We start from the raw sequence: 16,753 nt of genomic DNA, 5'->3' as shown, positions 1-16,753 counted from the left end.
ATTTTCTCATGGCGCTAAGGCGACATGATCGCGCCCCGCGGCCAACCGGCCGGCGGGCCAGTTCTGAAGGAGTACGCATGGCTGTCTACAACTACGACGTAGTGGTGCTGGGTTCCGGCCCGGCCGGAGAAGGCGCGGCAATGAACGCCGCCAAAGCAGGGCGCAAGGTGGCCATGGTCGACAGCCGTCGTCAGGTCGGCGGCAACTGCACCCACCTGGGCACCATCCCGTCCAAGGCGCTGCGTCACTCCGTGCGGCAGATCATGCAGTTCAACACCAACCCGATGTTCCGCGCCATCGGCGAACCGCGCTGGTTCTCGTTCCCCGACGTGCTCAAGAGCGCCGAGAAGGTGATCAGCAAGCAGGTCGCCTCGCGTACCGGCTACTACGCCCGCAACCGCGTCGACGTGTTCACCGGCACCGGCAGCTTCGCCGACGAGCAAACCGTGGAAGTGGTCTGCCCCAACGGTGTGGTAGAGAAACTCAATGCCAAGCAGATCATCATCGCCACCGGCTCGCGCCCGTACCGCCCGGCCGACATCGACTTCCACCACCCGCGCGTCTATGACAGCGACACTATCCTCAGCCTCAGCCACACCCCGCGCAAGCTGATCGTCTATGGTGCCGGGGTGATCGGTTGCGAATACGCCTCGATCTTCAGTGGCCTGGGCGTGCTGGTGGAGCTGGTCGACAACCGTGGCCAGCTGCTGAGCTTCCTCGACTCGGAAATCTCCCAGGCGCTGAGCTACCACTTCAGCAACAACAACATCACCGTGCGCCACAACGAGGAATACGACCGGGTTGAAGGGCTGGACAACGGGGTGATCCTGCACCTGAAGTCGGGCAAGAAGATCAAGGCCGACGCCTTGCTGTGGTGCAACGGCCGTACCGGCAACACCGACAAGCTGGGCCTGGAGAACATCGGTATCAAGGTCAACAGCCGTGGCCAGATCGAAGTCGACCAGGCCTACCGCACCAGCGTGCCGAACATCTACGGTGCCGGCGACGTGATCGGCTGGCCGAGCCTGGCCAGTGCCGCCCACGACCAGGGCCGCTCCGCTGCCGGCAGCATCGTCGACAACGGCAGCTGGCGTTTCGTTGATGACGTGCCCACCGGCATCTACACCATTCCGGAGATCAGCTCGATCGGCAAGAACGAGCAGGAACTGACCCAGGCCAAGGTGCCGTACGAAGTGGGCAAGGCCTTCTTCAAGAGCATGGCCCGCGCGCAGATCGCCGGTGAGCCGCAAGGCATGCTGAAGATCCTGTTCAACCGCGAAACCCTGGAAATCCTCGGCGTGCACTGCTTCGGCTACCAGGCTTCGGAGATCGTCCACATCGGCCAGGCGATCATGAACCAGCCGGGTGAGCAGAACAATCTGAAGTACTTCGTCAACACCACCTTCAACTACCCGACCATGGCCGAAGCCTATCGGGTAGCTGCCTACGACGGCCTGAACCGGCTTTTTTGAGCGGCTCCGGCCGGTGGCCTGAGCCGGTCGGGGAGACCGATTTCAGCCCTACCCGAGGGTGGTCTTGGCCAAACCGGGAAAGTCTGTAATCAGGCTGTCCACGCCAAAATCAGCGAGCCGGCGCATCAGTGCCGGTTCGTTGACCGTCCACACCGACACGTGCAAACCCTGGCCCTGTGCTTTAAGCAGGCGTTCGGGGGTGCACAGTGTCCAGTTCAATGCCAGCATCTCGCAACCATAGTTCTGTGCGACCTTCAGTGGGTCGAGCCAGGCGTATTCGGCTACCAGGCCGCGCTTCACGTCGGGCACCAGTTCCTGGGCGGCGCCCAGCACTTCCCGTGAACTCGAGGTGATGGTGACCTTGTCCAGAAGGCCGTACTGCTGGGCCAGTTCGCGTATCGCCAGCACGGTGGTGGCGGCGCGGGTGCGTGACGCACTCTTCACTTCGAGCTGCCAATGCTCGAACGGGCATTTTTCGAACAGTTCTTCCAGCTTGGGGATAGGGCAGGGTTGCACATGGCCCGGGCCGCCCTGGCGTGCGTCGATCTTGATCAGGTCGGCGGCCGGGTGTTCGACCACCTTGCCGCGCCGGCCGGTGGTGCGCTTGAGCGTAGGGTCGTGGATCACCATCAGTTCGTTGTCGGCCGACAGGTGCAGGTCGAGTTCACAGCGGTTCACGCCGTGGGACAGGCATTGGCGGAAGCTGGTGAGGGTGTTCTCGGGGGCTTCGCCCTTGGCGCCGCGATGGCCATAGATCAGGGTCACGTTCGTTCCTTCAAATCAGAGAAAAATGGCTCAGGTGGCGGAGTCGTTCTGTTCCAGTGCCTGGCGCCGTTGCTGTTGCTGGCGCTGCAGGATGTAGCGCGCGAGCAGTTGGCGTTGGGCGTCGCTCATGTCGATGAATTCGGTGCCCACTTCAAAGCTGCCGTCGGGGCGTGGGTCGCAGTGGGTGACGCGGCCACGCAGCAACAAGCCGTGGGCGCGGGGCATCAGTACCATCTTCACTTTTACCCGGGTGCCGGGGTTTAGCCGTTGTGCCTGGGCGAACTCGATGCCACCCTCGGATATGATCACCGGCTGCGGTTGGCCCACTTCGCCGAGCAGCGTCTGCGCGACCACGGCGCTGAGCAGGTCGAGGCGTTTGTTCTGGGCGCGCAGGAAGGCGGCGAGGGTGCGGTCCTTCTCACTCAGCTGGCGCAGCAGGTGTTGTGATTCGAAGTCGGACAGGTGCAATTCGCTGAGCAGGTTGAACAGCTCAGAATCATCCTGCAACAGTTCTGTATCAAGGGCTTCGGCCGCGCTGAGGGGGCTGATTTGAAGTGCGATCCGATCTTCGATGCGGTAGTATTCGCGGCGATCTTCTTCGTCTAATGTCGTCATGGCGAACCCAAGGTTGCGGCGGTGGTCCGAGTGTAAAGCCGCCGTAGGCGCATCGCCACAAGGACGTTCCCTTTCATCCGAACAAGCCCCGACATGTTCAGACCTCTTTTCGTATTCATTGGTACGCGCTACACCCGTGCCAAACGCCGCAATCACTTTGTCTCGTTCATTTCGCTCACTTCGATGATCGGCCTCGCCCTGGGCGTGGTGGTGATGATCGTGGTGCTGTCGGTCATGAACGGCTTCGATCACGAGATGCGTACCCGCGTGCTGGGGATGATCCCCCATGCCACGCTGGAGACCGGCCAGCCGATCGACGACTGGCAGGGCCTTGCCTCGAAAGTAAAGCAGAATCCGCAAGTGTTGGCGGTTGCGCCCTTCACCCAGATGCAGGGCCTGCTGACCCATGAAGGCAAAGTGCAGAAGGTGCTGCTCAACGGCGTGGACCCGGCGCGCGAACGTGAAGTGTCGATCATCGACAAGTTCGTGCTCGACGGCAGCCTCGACCAGCTGGCACCGGGCGAGTGGGGCATCATGATCGGCGACAAGGCCGCGCAGAAGCTCGGCGTGGCCATCGGCGACAAGCTGACCTTCGTCGCCCCCGAGGTCAGCGTGACGCCGGCGGGCATGTTCCCGCGCATGAAGCGCTTCACCGTGGTCGGCACCTTCCACGTTGGCGCCGGCGAGATCGACGGTTACCTCGGCCTCACCAACATCAACGACCTGTCGCGCCTGCACCGCTGGAAGCCTGACCAGGTCCAGGGCATCCGCCTCAAGTTCGACGACCTGTTCCAGGCCCCGCGTGCAGCCTGGGCCATCGCCCAGCAACTGGGCGAGCAGGAGTTCTATCCACGTGACTGGACCCGCACCCACGGCAACCTCTACCAGGCCATCCGCATGGAAAAATCCATGATCGGCCTGTTGTTGCTGCTGATCGTGGCGGTGGCAGCGTTCAACATCATTTCCACCCTGGTGATGGTGGTCAACGACAAGCGCGGCGACATCGCCATCCTGCGCACCCTGGGCGCAACGCCGGGCCAGATCATGGCCATCTTCATGGTCCAGGGCACGGTGATCGGCGTGGTCGGCACCCTCATCGGCGCCGCCATCGGCATCCTCGGTGCACTCAATGTCAGTGCGGCGATCGCCGGCATCGAGACGCTGATCGGGCACAAGTTCCTCAACGCCGACGTGTACTTCATCGATTACCTGCCCTCGCAGCTCCAGGCACAGGATGTGTGGATGGTCTGCGGTGCGGCCTTGGTCCTGAGTTTCTTCGCCACCCTGTACCCGGCCTGGCGTGCCTCGCGCACCCAGCCTGCAGAGGCGCTACGTTATGAGTGAGTCGCGCATGAGTGATAAAGCCGTGTTGAGTTGCCGCAACCTGGGCAAGAGCTACGACGAAGGCCCGGAGTCGGTCCAGGTGCTGTCCGGCTTGAACCTTGAGCTGCACCCCGGTGAGCGGGTGGCCATCGTCGGCAGTTCGGGCTCGGGCAAGAGTACCTTGCTCAACCTGCTGGGCGGCCTCGATACACCGACCCAGGGCAGCGTGTGGCTGGCCGGTGAAGAGCTCTCGGCGCTCGGCGAGCGGGCCCGTGGGCTGCTGCGCAACCGCGCGCTGGGCTTCGTCTACCAGTTCCACCACCTGCTGGCAGAGTTCACCGCGCTGGAGAACGCCTGCATGCCGCTGCTGATCGGCAAGACGCCGATCGCCGAGGCCCGCGAGCGTGCCGAAGCGCTGCTCAAGCGCGTTGGCCTGGGCCATCGCCTGAATCACAAGCCGGCCGAGTTGTCCGGCGGTGAGCGCCAGCGCGTGGCGATCGCCCGTGCCCTGGTCAACCGCCCGGGCCTGGTGATGCTCGACGAGCCTACCGGCAACCTCGATCACCATACCGCCCTCGGTATCCAGGAGCTGATGCGCGAGCTGTCCACTCACTCGCAGACCGCTTTCCTGGTGGTGACCCACGACCTCAACCTGGCGCGCCAGATGGACCGCGTGCTGAGCCTGGAAGACGGGCGCCTGGTGGCGATCTGAATCGCCTGCGCGGGGCGTGCTGAAGCGCCCCGGTTCACACTTTCATTGGGTATCCCGGTTCATGTTCAGACCCTTGTCCTTGTTCATCGGTGCTCGCTACACCCGTGCCAAGCGTCGCAACCACTTCATCTCGTTCATTTCCATGACCTCGATGATCGGCCTGTCGCTGGGCGTGCTGGCGATGATCACGGTGTTGTCGGTGATGAACGGCTTCCAGCGCGAAATGAGCTCGCGCGTGCTTGGCCTGGTGCCACATGCCGCCATCCTCGGCGTGCAGCCACTGGACGACTGGCGCAAGGTCGCCGGCGCCGCCGAAGGCAACCCGGCGGTGATGGCTGCCGCGCCGATCACCGAGATGGAAGGCATGCTGTCGTACCGCGGGGCGATGCAGCCGATCCAGGTTGCCGGTATCGACCCGGCCGAGGAGGGCAAGGTCTCCATCGTTACCCGGCATATTGTCCAGGGCAGCCTGGAAGCATTGCAGCCGGGCGAGTACGGGGTGGTCATCGGCGAGCTGACGGCCCGGCGCTTCCGCCTTAATACCGGTGACAAGCTGACTTTGATCGTCCCTGAAGTCAGCAAAGAGCCGGGTGGCATCACCCCACGCATGCAGCGCCTGACCGTGGTCGGCATCTTCAAGGTGGGCGCCGAGCTGGATGGCTCCCAGGCCTACATCCACATTGCCGATGCCGGCGAGATGCAGCGTTGGGCCCCGGGCCAGGTGCAGGGCGTACGTCTCAAACTGCACGACCTGTATGCCGCGCCGCAGGTGTCCAAGGCCATTGCCGCGGGCCTGGGCGATGCCTACCGCGCCGATGACTGGTCGCACACCCAGGGCAGCCTGTTCAGCGCCATGAAGATGGAAAAGACCATGATCGGCCTGCTGTTGATGATGATCATCGCGGTGGCGGCGTTCAACATCATCGCCACCCTGGTGATGGTGGTGAACGACAAGGGCGCGGACATTGCGATTTTGCGCACCATTGGTGCCACCCCTGCGCAGATCATGGGCACGTTCATGGTCCAGGGCAGCCTGATCGGTATCGTCGGCACCCTGCTCGGTGGTGTGCTCGGGGTGGCCCTGGCGTTGAATGTCAGCGCGGTGGTCGGTTGGCTGGAGCGGGTCAGCGGCCAGCACATCTTCACCTCCGACATCTACTTCATCAGCAGCCTGCCGTCCGAGCTGCAGTGGGGCGACGTGGCGCTGATCTGCACGGCGGGCCTGGTGATGAGCTTCCTGGCGACCATCTACCCGGCGTACCGCGCCTCGCAGATCGAGCCGGCGATGGCGCTGCGTTACGAGTAAGGCTCAAACCGCTCGTTGAATTGAAGATTTTCGCGGCACAAGGCAGCTCCTACAGGAAAATGCGATCCCTTGTAGGAGCGGGCTTGCCCCGCGATGGGCTGCAAAGCAGCCCCAGTTCAAGGCCTTTCAGGTAACTCGATCACAAACTTAGTCCAGCCATCGGCACACTCTGCCCTGATGCTCCCCCCATGCGCCTGCACGATCGAGCGGGTGATCGCCAAACCCAACCCCGCATGCTCGCTGCTGCCTTCCTGGCGTGCCGGGTCTGCCCGATAAAAACGGTCGAACAGCCGCTCCAGCAATGCTGGTGCAATCGCCGGCCCCTGATTGGCCACCACGATGCGCAGCCCGGGCTCGAGTGTCACACGGATCTGGCCTGCGGCAGGGGTGAAGCGCAGGGCGTTGTCCAGCAGGTTGGACAGGGCCCGGCGCAGCATGTGCCGGTCACCTTCAGTGTGCGCCGTACCCTCGCGCAGCAACCGCACCTCGGCGTCTTCGGCCAGCGGCGCGTAGTACTCCAGCAACGCGTCCACCTCCGCCGCCAGGTCCAGTGGCTGGCGGCTGGGCATCAGCAGGCCGTGGTCGGCCTTGGCCAGGTAGAGCATGTCGTTGACCAGCTGGGCCATCCACTGCAGCTCTTCCAGATTGCCGTGCAACGCTTCGCGGTACTCCTCGAGGCTGCGTGGGCGGGTGAGGGTGACCTGGGTGTGGGTGAGCAGGTTTGACAGCGGCGTGCGCAGCTCGTGGGCGATGTCGGCAGAGAACGCCGACAGGCGCTGGAAGGCGTCATCCAGGCGCTGCAGCATGGCGTTGACCGTGGCGCCCAGCTCGGCCAGCTCTTCGGGTAACTGCGCCAGCGGCAGGCGCGTGGTCAGTGAGCGGGCGTTGACGCTGGCGGCCACCTTGCCCATCTGCCGCAGCGGCTTGAGCCCACGGCGCGCGGCCCAGGCGCCGAGCAGCGCGGTGGCCAGCGCGGACAGGCCGACGGTGAGCCAGATCAGGCGCTGCATACCCTGCAGGAAGTGCTGGTGATGGGTGATGTCGAGGAACAGGGTCAGCTGCGCGGCGCTGGGCTGACGGTCTGCCAGCGTGGTGCTCAGGCTGCGGTAGTCGATGCCGCTGGTATGCAGGGTCGCCAGGCCCGGCTGGCGCGGTTCGTCCGGCAGGCCGGTGCGGCTGTCGAACCAGGCTGTGCCGTCGGCGCCCCGCACACGCAAGGCCAGCTCGGACTGGTGGCTCAGTTCGTCGCGCAACTGGGGCAGGCGCGCGCGCAGCTGCTCAGGCGTGGCCACGCCTTCGAGCAGGCTGCGCATCAATGACAGCCGGCCGCTGAGCAACTGCTGGTCGAGTTCGACGAAGTGCTGCTCGCTGGCGCGGCTGAACAACAGCCCGGCACCCAGCGAGACGCTGGCGGTGCAGGCGGCGAACAGCAGGGCCAGACGGCCGCCGAGGGACAGGCGGCGCATCAGTCCTGGCGCTCTTCAAGCACATAACCCATGCCGCGCACGGTGTGGATCAGCTTGGTGGCGTGGCTGTCGTCGATCTTCAGGCGCAGGCGGCGGATTGCCACTTCGATGACATTGGTGTCGCTGTCGAAATTCATGTCCCACACCTGGGAGGCGATCAGTGACTTGGGCAGCACCTCGCCCTGGCGGCGCAGCAGCAGTTCGAGCAGGGCGAACTCCTTGGCGGTCAGGTCGATGCGTAGGCCTGAGCGCTCGGCACGGCGACGGATCAGGTCCAGGCGCAGGTCGGCGAGCATCAGGCAGGTGTCCTGGCTGGCGCTGGCACCGCGGCGCAGCAGGCTGCGTACGCGGGCCAGCAGTTCGGAGAAGGCGAAGGGCTTGACCAGGTAATCGTCGGCGCCCAGCTCCAGGCCGTGCACGCGGTCTTCGACGGCGTCGCGGGCGGTGAGGAACAGCACCGGGGTGGCCAGGCCGGCCTGGCGCACTGCCTGGAGGATCTGCCAGCCATTGCGCCCGGGCAGCATCACGTCGAGGATCAAGAGGTCGTGGTCGCCGGTCAGCGCCAGGTGCTGGCCAGTCTCGCCGTCACCGGCCAGCTCGGTGTTGAAGCCGGCCTCGCTCAGGCCCTGGGCCAGGTATTGGCCGGTCTTGGCCTGGTCTTCGACGATCAGCAGTTTCATGGGCTTTTCACGGTTCCGTCTGGGTCAAGCGGGCCCTGTGGGAGTGGGTTTACCCGCGAAAGCGTCGGCGCATTCACCGCAGCATTCGCGGGTAAACCCGCTCCCACAGGTACGATGCTGGAAATCATACGTGACGATCCCGTGCGCCGCCCAAGCTGACAAAGTTGTAATCTTCCCGTCAGCCAGCTGCCAGCCGGCGCTTTCCAGAATGGCCTCATTCTCGCTGCAGTTCCCGGAGTTCCCATGAAACACCTGTTCATCACCGCCGCCCTTGCATTGGTCAGCCTGCCCACCTTCGCCGATGAGGCGCAGCACTTCGCCTTCGGCGAGCCGGCGCCGGCAGCCAAGGCCACCCGTACCGTCGAGGTCGTGCTCAAGGACATCGCCTTCGAGCCCAAGAGCCTCAAGGTCAAGGCCGGTGAGACGGTACGTTTCGTACTGATCAACGAAGGCAAGCTGCCCCACGAGTTCAACCTGGGTGACAAGGCCATGCATGCCGAGCACCAGAAAGAGATGGTGGCGATGCAGGGCAAGCTCTTCACCGCTGGCATGAACCACGAGGGCATGGACCATGGCCAGATGGACCACGGCCAGATGAGCCAGGGCGGCCACGCCCATGGCGGCGGCAACACCGTGCTGGTGCAGCCCGGCCGGCGCGCCGAGTTGACCTGGACCTTCCGCACCTCGGCACCCATCGAGTTCGCCTGCAACGTACCCGGGCACTACCAGGCCGGCATGGTCGGCCCACTGACCATCGAGTAGCTTGCGCTCCAAGGCGGGGTGCAAAACCGGTAGACTAGGGGCCATTTCGAACCTTCAGGTCAGTTTCCATGCATCCCGCCGCCGAACACTCCCCGCTGGGCAAGTCCAGCGAATACATCGCCACCTACACCCCCGCGCTGCTGTTCCCCATCCCGCGCCTGGCCAAGTGGGCCGAACTGGGGGTCAGTGGCGAGGCTCTGCCGTGGCAGGGGGTGGACTTCTGGAACTGCTTCGAGCTGTCCTGGCTGCTGCCGTCGGGCAAGCCGGTGGTGGCCATCGCCGAGTTCGCCATCCCCTGCGACTCGCCGAACATCATCGAGTCGAAGTCGTTCAAGCTGTACCTCAACTCGCTGAACCAGACCGTGTTCGCCTCGGTGGCCGAGCTGCAGGCCTGCCTCGAGAAAGACCTGTCCGGCGCTGCCGGCAAGCCGGTGCTGGTCAAGGTCCGCACCCTGGCTGAAGTCGAAGCTCAGGGCGTGACCGCCTTGCCGGGCCAGTGCATCGATGCGCTGGATATCACCATCAGCAACTACGAGCAGCCACAGCCTGAGCTGCTGCACTGCTCTGCAGAGCGCGTGGTGGAAGAGACCGTGCACAGCCACCTGCTCAAGTCCAATTGCCCGGTGACCGGCCAGCCGGACTGGGGCAGTGTGGTGGTGGAGTACAAGGGGCGGGCGCTGGATCACGCCAGCCTGCTGACCTACCTGATCAGCTTCCGCCAGCATGCCGATTTCCATGAGCAGTGCGTCGAGCGCATTTACCTGGATTTGAAGAAGCTGCTGCAGCCGGAGCACCTGACCGTGTATGCGCGGTATGTGCGCCGAGGTGGGTTGGATATCAACCCTTACCGCAGCACCCGGGCGATCAGCCCGCAGAACCTGCGACTGGTTCGGCAGTAAGGGATTGGGGGCGCGTTGCGCCCCTTTTCGCGGCAAAAGGCCGCTCCTACAGGTATCGCGTTGTCCCTGTAGGAGCGGCCTTGCCGGGGCGCCGGACCGGCCGGAAAGGGCTGCAACGCAGCCCCAATGGAGTTGAAGGATCAGATCCCCATGCTATGCAGCGAATTGGCGATGCTGCGCAGGGTGGCGGTCAGGTCGGGGTGGTCGGCCTCGAAGCGTTCGATGGCGAGGTTCACGCCATCCACCAGGTTGTTGTCTGGCGTGGCTTCCTCAAGTTTGAGTTGAGCCTCGATCTGCCGGGCTTCTTCATGCAGGTTGGCCAGCTCTTCTTCCGAAAGCGGCACGTTGCGGTCCAGTTGCTCGCGCAGGCTGTTGAGGCGCTCTTGCAGTTCGCGGGCAGGCATTGTTCGTTCTCCATCAATGGCTTGGCAAGGCATGGACCTCGGCGCAATGGTAAAGGTTCGTGCCTGACCTCTAGCGTAATCCACCTGCCGGTGCTTTGCATGACCCGCGTCAAAGCGGATGTGTCAGGGTTTTTCGCCCTTGTGCCGGCGCAGGGCGATGTCCGACAGGCAGGTGTCGAGGGATTCCAGGTGGTCGATGACCGAATGCACGCCCAGGCCGAACAGCTCGAGCGTGGCCTTGCCGCGGGCGCGCTCCTGCTCCTGCTGGCTCATGGCCTGCCATTGGCTTGAGGCCTGGTCACAGGATGGGCTGCAGGCGGCCAGGCCGACGGTCCACAACCCGGCGTTCAGGCCCGACTGCAGCAGCAGCGGCTCGCCACTGATCAGCACGCAGCCTTCCAGTTGCTGGCTTTCGAGGGCCATCAGGGCGTGCCAGCAGGCATCGGGCGCCGGCCATTTGCAGCCGTTGCTGGGCTGGCCCGGCAGCCAGGCAGGGAGCACGCTGGTCAGGCGTTTGCCCGCGCTGGCGCTGACTTCGTCGAGCCAGATGCAGGGCACTTGCCGGGCGCGCAGGCTGGCCAGCGAGGCCAGGGCGCCGGGGGCGGGCAGGGGGCTGCCGTTGCTGGCCTGGACCAGGCAGCCACGCAGGCCGAACAGCACGGCAGTGAAGGCAGGTGCGTCTTGCATGGCAACTTCCCTGAAATACCCTGCAGGCTATCCAGCGTTTGTTACCGAGCGATGACTGCAACAGTTGTTCACAAAATGTTGAGCAAATATATGTAAAGCTGTTTATCAGCCAGCGAGCCATTATACTGGCGCCTTGTTCGCAGCGCGCCCAGGGCCGTTGCCGCCCTGAAATCCGATGGAGAAACATCTATGCGTAGGATCGGTGCCGGAGTGATCGAGCGACTCACCCAGGCCTGTGTCTGCGCCAGCCTGTTGCTGGCGCCCGTGGCAGCCACCCAGGCGGCCACCGAGGACGACCCGTGGGAGACGGTCAACCGACCGATCTTCAAGTTCAACGATGTGTTGGATACCTACGCCCTCAAACCCCTGGCCCAGGGTTACCAGGCCGTCACCCCGCAGTTCCTCGAAGATGGCATCCACAACATCTTCCGCAACCTGGGTGATGTGACCAACCTGGCCAACAACGTGCTGCAGCTCAAGCCGCACGCGGCGGGTGTCGACACTGCACGCTTGATCGTCAACACCACCTTCGGCCTGGGCGGCTTCTTCGATGTCGGCACCAAGATGGGCCTGCAACGCAGCGACGAAGACTTTGGCCAGACCCTCGGTTACTGGGGCGTGCCCAGCGGCCCCTACGTGGTCATCCCGCTGCTTGGCCCAAGCACCGTGCGTGACGGCCTGGCCAAGTACCCGGACACCTACACCGAACCCTACCGCTATATCGACCACGTGCCGACGCGCAACTCGATCTTCGCCCTGGACGTGATCGATACCCGTGCCAGCCTGTTGCCTGCCGAGAAGCTGATCCAGGGCGACAAGTACATCTTCATCCGCAACGCCTACCTGCAGAACCGCGAGTTCAAGGTCAAGGATGGCGAAGTCGAAGACGACTTCTAAGCTGTGTCGATGTGAAAAAAGGCGACCTTCGGGTCGCCTTTTTGCGTCTTGCGCTCAGTGCATGGCCAGGATGCGCAGGCCGAACTTCTGTTCGCCGCCCGGCTGGTCGGCGATCCACACCACCTCGGTGCTGGCATGCAGGCCCTTGAGGGCAGGGTGGTCGGAGTCGATGCGCACTTCAATGCGGTCGCCCACCTGGAAGCGCTGTGGCGCCTGCACCTGCATCCCGCTGCTGGAGAGGTCGAGGCAGACCGCTGCGATCACCTGGCCCTCATGCAGCAGGCTGACCTCGGTGTCGATGCGCATGCGGATGAAATCGCGTTTTTCACTGTGGCTGTCAGGCGTCAGGTGCATGCTCGGTCCTTTCCATCGGGTTGCGCCGCTGTGCAGGCAGTAGAGCCGATCATACGTCCGGGCAAATTGCATCGGCAATCGCCAGTTGCAGAGCAGGGCAGGGCCTGCGGATATGCATAACAGTGTGCGAATCAGGGCCCTTAATAACCACCAGTGATTACGGCGCAGCACTCGACCCTTGTGTGCTTGAAACGCCCGGCGGATGGGAGTACCGTCTGCGCCTTACAGGGCACCACTGCTATTTGCCGGGCAAGTCTTCTTGTCCTACAACTCAGAGAGTGAGTGATCACACAGTATTCCAGTAGCTTCGCGCCGGCTTGCCGCCGCCCGCTACGCCAACCCAAATCGGCGCCGTTCGCCCACATGCAGAAAACCAGTGCAACGCTGCTGATTATCGATGACGACGATGTGGTCCGTGCCAGCCTCGCCGCCTATCTGGAAGACAGTGGCTTCAGCGTCCTCCAGGCCGGGAACGGCCAGCAGGGCCTTCAGGTCTTCGAAGAACACCAGCCCGACCTCGTGATCTGCGATTTGCGCATGCCGCAGATGGGCGGCCTCGAACTGATCCGCCAGATCAGCGAGCGCGCGCCGCAGTTGCCGGTGATCGTGGTGTCCGGTGCCGGTGTCATGAGCGACGCGGTCGAGGCCTTGCGCCTTGGCGCCGCCGATTACCTGATCAAGCCGCTTGAAGACCTCGCCGTGCTCGAGCACTCGGTGCGCCGCGCGCTCGACCGCTCGCGCCTGGTGCTGGAAAACCAGCGCTACCGCGACAAGCTGGAAGCCGCCAACCGCGAGCTCGAGGCCAGCCTGCACCTGTTGCAGGAAGACCAGACCGCCGGGCGCCAGGTGCAGATGAACATGCTGCCCGAGAACCCCTGGGTCGCGGGCGAATACACCTTCGAGCACCAGATCATCCCGTCGTTGTACCTGTCGGGCGACTTCGCCGACTACTTCCGTGTGGATGACCGGCGCATTGCGTTCTACCTGGCAGACGTTTCCGGCCATGGCGCGTCGTCGGCGTTCGTCACCGTGCTGCTCAAGTTCATGACCACGCGGCTGCTGTTCGAATTCAAGCGCGGTAGCAAGGTGCGCGAATTCAAGCCCTCGGAAGTGCTCAGCCACATCAACCGCGGGCTGATCAACTGCAAGCTGGGCAAGCATGTAACCATGGTCGGTGGCGTCATCGACGAGGAAACCGGCCTGCTCACCTACAGCGTCGGCGGCCATTTGCCGTTGCCGGTGCTGTACACCCCGGGTGAAGTCCGCTACCTGGAAGGCCGCGGCCTGCCAGTGGGGCTGTTCGATGAGGCCAGCTACCAGGACCTGGTGCTGGAGCTGCCACCGCAGTTCAGCCTCACGCTCATGTCCGATGGCATTCTGGACCTTTTGCCAGGGGGCACACTCAAAGATAAGGAAGCGACCTTGCCGGAGATCGTCAAGGAAGCGGGGGGCAGCCTGGAGGGGCTGCGCCAACGATTCGAATTGGCTACGCTTGGGGAGATGCCGGATGATATCGCCCTATTGGTGTTGAGCAGGAACCTTGAATGAGTACCGGTAGAATCCAGTTCGCCGAACAGAACGGCACCTTCGTTCTGAAATTTGTCGGTGAAGTGCGCCTGACCCTGTGTTCGGCGCTGGATGCGACGATCGAGAAGATTTTCACTGCGCTGAACTTCTCGGCCATCGTCATCGACCTGACCGAAACCGAAAGCATCGACAGCACCACGCTGGGCCTGCTGGCCAAGCTGTCGATCCTGTCGCGGCAGAAAATCGGCCTGCTGCCGACCGTGGTGACCACCAACCCGGACATCTCGCGCCTGCTGCAGTCCATGGGCTTCGACCAGGTGTTCAACATCGTCGACCGCCCGGTGCCATGCCCCGAGTGCCTGACCGACCTGCCGTCCCAGGACCAGAGCGAAGACGTGGTGCGTTCCAAGGTGCTGGAGGCGCACAAGATCCTCATGGGCCTGAACGACTCCAACCGCGAGGCGTTCCACGACCTGGTGAGCGCGCTGGAGCGTTCCTGATCCAGGCCTCTTCGCGGCTAAAGCCGCTCCCACAGACGCAGCGCGATCTCTGTAGGAGCGGCTTTAGCCGCGAAGAGGCCGGCAAATCCGCCACAAACCTCCATTAGTTCACCCTCGCCGCACAAACTCCGTCGCCGCCGCCCCATCGGCATTGAGCTGATACACCCGCGCCGGCCGCCCCTGCTCGTCGAAAAACACCTGCCCCAGCCCCGCGCTATTCCACAGCCGCTCACCGGCCTTGCTGTGGCTGGGCACCCGTGGCACCACCTCCATCTCCCTGCGCTGGGTGAACCAGTTGAGCGGCGAGCGCGGTGAATACAGCCAGCGGTTGAGCCGGTCGAGCACATCCAGCAGGCGCCGGGGGAATTCGTTCTTGATGCCGCTGCTGGTCACCTGCCACAGGTGCGGGCTGCGCTGGCGGTGGCGGATCAGCACCTCATAGACGAACGAGTAATGCACGTCGCCCGATAGCACAACGTAGTGCCCCGGCGTGCGCGAGTGGCGGAAGATGTTGAGGATCACCTGCGCCGCGCCGCGGTGGGCCATCCAGTTCTCGGCATCCACCAGCAACGGGTAACCCAGCGTGCTGAATACCCGTTGCACGGTTTCGATCAGCTTGACCCCGAAAATAGGCGCCGGCGACACGATCACCGCCGAAGGGTGATCGATCAGCGCCTGCTGCAACTCGCACAGCGCCTCCCAGTCGAGCAGGCCCGACGGCTTGCCCAGGTTGCTTTCGCTGCGCCAGCGGCGGGTACGGGTGTCCAGCACCAGCAGCGGCGGGTTGCTGGGCAGCTCGTATTGCCAACCCTGGAAGCGCAGCAGCTCGCCGATCAGTTCATCCTGGCTGGTGCGCTGCTGCGTAAAGCGCTGGCACTGCTCGATCAGCGGCGTGCAGGTATCCGGGTCATTGCCCCAGCCTTGGCACAGCAGGTAGCCGAGCAGCGCGTTGCCGATGATGCGCCGCGAGAACGGGTGGCCATAGGCGGTCTGTTCCCACTGCGCCGAGAGGTTCCAGTCATCGGTGATGTCGTGGTCGTCGAAGATCATCAGGCAGGGCAGGTGGGCCATGATCCGCGCCACCTGGCCCAGGCCATCGCGGAACGCTTCGATCAGCGGCAGCTCGTGCCGGTAGCGCGCCTGGCGCTGCTCGGTGAGATCCGTACGGCTGATGGGTGGCGAGGTGAGCGAGGCCCTTGAGGCAATCACCCGCTTCGAGGAAATACAGAACAACCTGCGCCTGAAGGGTGATGCTGGTCCTGTGGGCGACCTGGCCACCGCCGGAATTGACGTCAGCTCGCTGTACCAGACCAACACCGGCGAGGAGTTCATGCGGGCTCTGTCCGACATGATCCCTCGCCTGGATGAGGGGCAGAGGGCTCAAGTGCAAAACGCGCTTGGCCTGTCTGATGCGACCTTCAGAGCTCTTTCGGGCGGAGCTGATCAGCTGGACAGCCTGGCCAAAAAGGCAAATGGTCTGGCCGGCGACCTTGATGGCCTTACCGAGAACAGCAGGAAGTTACGCGAGAGTTCGGCAGAGCTGGGCCTTGTCATCGAAGGCGTGCGCAATGAGCTGGCGGACAAGTTCCTCCCCAGCCTCATCGGCGCGAGCAATTGGCTGAACAAGCTGATTGAGAACAACCGAGAAGGCATCTCTAAGGCCATCGACTATGCAGCAGAGAACGACGGTGCAACCGCAGCAGTAGGCTTGTCTGCGGGGGCGTCGCTGGCCGGAGTTGCCGCCTCAAAGATTGGCTTGGGCGCTGTTGGTGGCGCAGCCTCATCTGCTGGCACGTTTGGCTTAGCGACTGTCGGTGGCGCAATAGGCGCAAGCGAGCTGAGCGAGTACTTGAACGGCAAGCTACCAGGCTACGGCCAGGCTTCCCGTGAGTTCGACGACTGGCTGAAAGAAATTACCGGGCTGAAGGCGATAAAAAGTCCACTGCAGTTGATCAACGAGGTGTTCGCGCCAGGAGATCGCGATCATAGAGAACAGGCACAGGATGCCGGTTACCTCGCCGAAGATCGGGCGTCGCCTCAGCTTTCGCCGCCTGAACAGCGCAGCATATGGCCTCAAGGCGATGAGCGCGCAGATCCCATGCCAGGCTACGATCACATTCAGCTAAAAAAATCAGAGGTCTACGGAGACATAGGTGTCATCGACAGTGTGCCGGCGGTTGACCGGGACGCGAAAAATGAGGACCGCCAAGCCAGCGCCGAGGCGCTGGCGGGAGCGCTTACCAGAGCTCCATTAAAGGTGCAAAACAACCTAGACATGACCATCCAGCTCGACGGGCAGGCTCTAGAAAGCAAAATCATGCAGGTGAATGAGCGCCAGAATTACGAGACGTTGAGTGACCTGGCAACGACCACGGAGCGATAGC

Annotated in this window: 17 protein-coding genes and 1 pseudogene; 10 read left to right on the top strand and 8 right to left on the bottom strand. The window is 63.6% G+C overall.

Features of this window, described 5'->3' with window-relative positions; genetic code table 11:
• The first annotated feature begins 77 nt into the window (after positions 1-77).
• Entirely contained in the window at positions 78-1,472 is a 1,395-nt protein-coding gene (sthA, locus tag L6D77_RS21465; protein ID WP_232880014.1) for a Si-specific NAD(P)(+) transhydrogenase, read from the top strand.
• Positions 1,473-1,520: 48 nt separating this feature from the next.
• Here sthA and L6D77_RS21460 read toward each other — a convergent pair whose 3' ends face one another.
• Together L6D77_RS21460 and L6D77_RS21455 are read right to left on the bottom strand one after the other, a co-directional pair.
• Complete coding sequence (locus tag L6D77_RS21460; RefSeq protein WP_232880013.1) at positions 1,521-2,237, bottom strand: glycerophosphodiester phosphodiesterase; 717 nt, start codon at positions 2,235-2,237, stop codon at positions 1,521-1,523.
• Between the two features lie 30 nt (positions 2,238-2,267).
• The gene (locus tag L6D77_RS21455; protein WP_232880012.1) at positions 2,268-2,852 is read right to left on the bottom strand and encodes a PilZ domain-containing protein; all 585 of its coding nucleotides are present in this window, start codon (positions 2,850-2,852) and stop codon (positions 2,268-2,270) included.
• 93 nt (positions 2,853-2,945) lie between these two features.
• On the opposite strand from L6D77_RS21455, the gene L6D77_RS21450 reads away from it, so the two are divergent.
• The 3 genes from L6D77_RS21450 (at position 2,946) to L6D77_RS21440 (ending at position 6,193) form a co-directional block, all read left to right on the top strand.
• Positions 2,946-4,196 carry a lipoprotein-releasing ABC transporter permease subunit gene (locus tag L6D77_RS21450; RefSeq protein ID WP_232880011.1) on the top strand — a complete coding sequence of 417 codons (1,251 nt, stop codon included), beginning with the start codon at positions 2,946-2,948 and terminating at the stop codon, positions 4,194-4,196.
• Between the two features lie 7 nt (positions 4,197-4,203).
• A complete protein-coding gene (gene lolD / locus L6D77_RS21445) occupies positions 4,204-4,887 on the top strand; it encodes a lipoprotein-releasing ABC transporter ATP-binding protein LolD (RefSeq protein WP_232880010.1) in 684 nt (227 codons plus the stop codon).
• Positions 4,888-4,948: 61 nt separating this feature from the next.
• Positions 4,949-6,193 (top strand): lipoprotein-releasing ABC transporter permease subunit, encoded by a 1,245-nt coding sequence (locus L6D77_RS21440; RefSeq protein WP_232880009.1) that lies wholly within the window; start codon positions 4,949-4,951, stop codon positions 6,191-6,193.
• Positions 6,194-6,309: 116 nt separating this feature from the next.
• On the opposite strand, the gene L6D77_RS21435 is transcribed toward L6D77_RS21440, so the two are convergent.
• The gene (locus L6D77_RS21435; protein WP_232880200.1) at positions 6,310-7,662 is read right to left on the bottom strand and encodes a heavy metal sensor histidine kinase; all 1,353 of its coding nucleotides are present in this window, start codon (positions 7,660-7,662) and stop codon (positions 6,310-6,312) included.
• Complete coding sequence (locus L6D77_RS21430; RefSeq protein ID WP_232880008.1) at positions 7,659-8,339, bottom strand: heavy metal response regulator transcription factor; 681 nt, start codon at positions 8,337-8,339, stop codon at positions 7,659-7,661. Before L6D77_RS21430 ends, L6D77_RS21435 begins: the two co-directional genes overlap by 4 nt.
• 243 nt (positions 8,340-8,582) lie before the next feature.
• Between L6D77_RS21430 and L6D77_RS21425 the strand changes: the two genes are divergently transcribed.
• On the top strand, positions 8,583-9,101 hold the full coding sequence (locus tag L6D77_RS21425) for a cupredoxin domain-containing protein (RefSeq protein ID WP_232880007.1): 519 nt from the start codon (positions 8,583-8,585) through the stop codon (positions 9,099-9,101).
• A 68-nt stretch (positions 9,102-9,169) separates the two neighbouring features.
• Positions 9,170-10,000, top strand: a complete 831-nt coding sequence (gene queF, locus L6D77_RS21420) for an NADPH-dependent 7-cyano-7-deazaguanine reductase QueF (protein ID WP_232880006.1) — start codon at positions 9,170-9,172, stop codon at positions 9,998-10,000.
• A gap of 140 nt (positions 10,001-10,140) precedes the next feature.
• Here queF and L6D77_RS21415 read toward each other — a convergent pair whose 3' ends face one another.
• Together L6D77_RS21415 and L6D77_RS21410 are read right to left on the bottom strand one after the other, a co-directional pair.
• Positions 10,141-10,404: a DUF4404 family protein gene (locus L6D77_RS21415; protein WP_232880005.1), complete on the bottom strand. Its 264-nt coding sequence runs from the start codon at positions 10,402-10,404 to the stop codon at positions 10,141-10,143.
• 123 nt (positions 10,405-10,527) lie between these two features.
• Positions 10,528-11,091 carry an HAD superfamily inactivated hydrolase PcrP gene (locus tag L6D77_RS21410; protein WP_232880004.1) on the bottom strand — a complete coding sequence of 188 codons (564 nt, stop codon included), beginning with the start codon at positions 11,089-11,091 and terminating at the stop codon, positions 10,528-10,530.
• 189 nt (positions 11,092-11,280) lie between these two features.
• Here L6D77_RS21410 and L6D77_RS21405 point away from each other — a divergent pair, with 189 nt between their 5' ends.
• Positions 11,281-11,988, top strand: coding sequence for an MlaA family lipoprotein (locus L6D77_RS21405; RefSeq protein ID WP_232880003.1), 708 nt, complete (start codon positions 11,281-11,283; stop codon positions 11,986-11,988).
• 54 nt (positions 11,989-12,042) lie between these two features.
• Here the strand turns inward: L6D77_RS21405 and L6D77_RS21400 are convergent, their stop codons facing one another.
• Entirely contained in the window at positions 12,043-12,342 is a 300-nt protein-coding gene (locus tag L6D77_RS21400) for a PilZ domain-containing protein (RefSeq protein ID WP_125463388.1), read from the bottom strand.
• Between the two features lie 363 nt (positions 12,343-12,705).
• On the opposite strand from L6D77_RS21400, the gene rssB reads away from it, so the two are divergent.
• Positions 12,706-13,890 carry a two-component system response regulator RssB gene (gene rssB / locus L6D77_RS21395; protein WP_232880002.1) on the top strand — a complete coding sequence of 395 codons (1,185 nt, stop codon included), beginning with the start codon at positions 12,706-12,708 and terminating at the stop codon, positions 13,888-13,890.
• Complete coding sequence (gene rssC, locus L6D77_RS21390) at positions 13,887-14,369, top strand: anti-sigma factor antagonist RssC (RefSeq protein ID WP_232880001.1); 483 nt, start codon at positions 13,887-13,889, stop codon at positions 14,367-14,369. The genes rssB and rssC overlap by 4 nt, the downstream gene beginning before the upstream one ends.
• A gap of 108 nt (positions 14,370-14,477) precedes the next feature.
• On the opposite strand, the pseudogene L6D77_RS21385 reads toward rssC, so the two are convergent.
• Positions 14,478-15,488, bottom strand: a pseudogene (locus L6D77_RS21385) (alkaline phosphatase D family protein); the annotation flags it as partial.
• Between the two features lie 64 nt (positions 15,489-15,552).
• Between L6D77_RS21385 and L6D77_RS21380 the strand changes: the two are divergent.
• The gene (locus L6D77_RS21380; protein ID WP_236170144.1) at positions 15,553-16,752 is read left to right on the top strand and encodes a phage tail tape measure protein; all 1,200 of its coding nucleotides are present in this window, start codon (positions 15,553-15,555) and stop codon (positions 16,750-16,752) included.
• The last annotated feature ends 1 nt before the right edge of the window (position 16,753 follow it).

This window comes from Pseudomonas parasichuanensis (assembly GCF_021601385.1).
In the GTDB taxonomy this organism is placed as follows: Bacteria; Pseudomonadota; Gammaproteobacteria; order Pseudomonadales; family Pseudomonadaceae; genus Aquipseudomonas; species Aquipseudomonas parasichuanensis.
The sequence above is the reverse complement of the archived record's forward strand: the minus strand, read 5'-3'. Positions and strand labels throughout refer to the sequence as shown.

Coding starts and splice junctions, on each gene's coding strand:
- L6D77_RS21450 (WP_232880011.1), top strand. CDS start 2,946: ATGTTCAGACCTCTTTTCGTATTCATTGGTACGCGCTACACCCGTGCC.
- L6D77_RS21415 (WP_232880005.1), bottom strand. CDS start 10,404: ATGCCTGCCCGCGAACTGCAAGAGCGCCTCAACAGCCTGCGCGAGCAA.
- L6D77_RS21455 (WP_232880012.1), bottom strand. CDS start 2,852: ATGACGACATTAGACGAAGAAGATCGCCGCGAATACTACCGCATCGAA.
- lolD (WP_232880010.1), top strand. CDS start 4,204: ATGAGTGATAAAGCCGTGTTGAGTTGCCGCAACCTGGGCAAGAGCTAC.
- L6D77_RS21440 (WP_232880009.1), top strand. CDS start 4,949: ATGTTCAGACCCTTGTCCTTGTTCATCGGTGCTCGCTACACCCGTGCC.
- L6D77_RS21425 (WP_232880007.1), top strand. CDS start 8,583: ATGAAACACCTGTTCATCACCGCCGCCCTTGCATTGGTCAGCCTGCCC.
- queF (WP_232880006.1), top strand. CDS start 9,170: ATGCATCCCGCCGCCGAACACTCCCCGCTGGGCAAGTCCAGCGAATAC.
- L6D77_RS21400 (WP_125463388.1), bottom strand. CDS start 12,342: ATGCACCTGACGCCTGACAGCCACAGTGAAAAACGCGATTTCATCCGC.
- rssB (WP_232880002.1), top strand. CDS start 12,706: ATGCAGAAAACCAGTGCAACGCTGCTGATTATCGATGACGACGATGTG.
- L6D77_RS21405 (WP_232880003.1), top strand. CDS start 11,281: ATGCGTAGGATCGGTGCCGGAGTGATCGAGCGACTCACCCAGGCCTGT.
- sthA (WP_232880014.1), top strand. CDS start 78: ATGGCTGTCTACAACTACGACGTAGTGGTGCTGGGTTCCGGCCCGGCC.
- L6D77_RS21430 (WP_232880008.1), bottom strand. CDS start 8,339: ATGAAACTGCTGATCGTCGAAGACCAGGCCAAGACCGGCCAATACCTG.
- L6D77_RS21410 (WP_232880004.1), bottom strand. CDS start 11,091: ATGCAAGACGCACCTGCCTTCACTGCCGTGCTGTTCGGCCTGCGTGGC.
- rssC (WP_232880001.1), top strand. CDS start 13,887: ATGAGTACCGGTAGAATCCAGTTCGCCGAACAGAACGGCACCTTCGTT.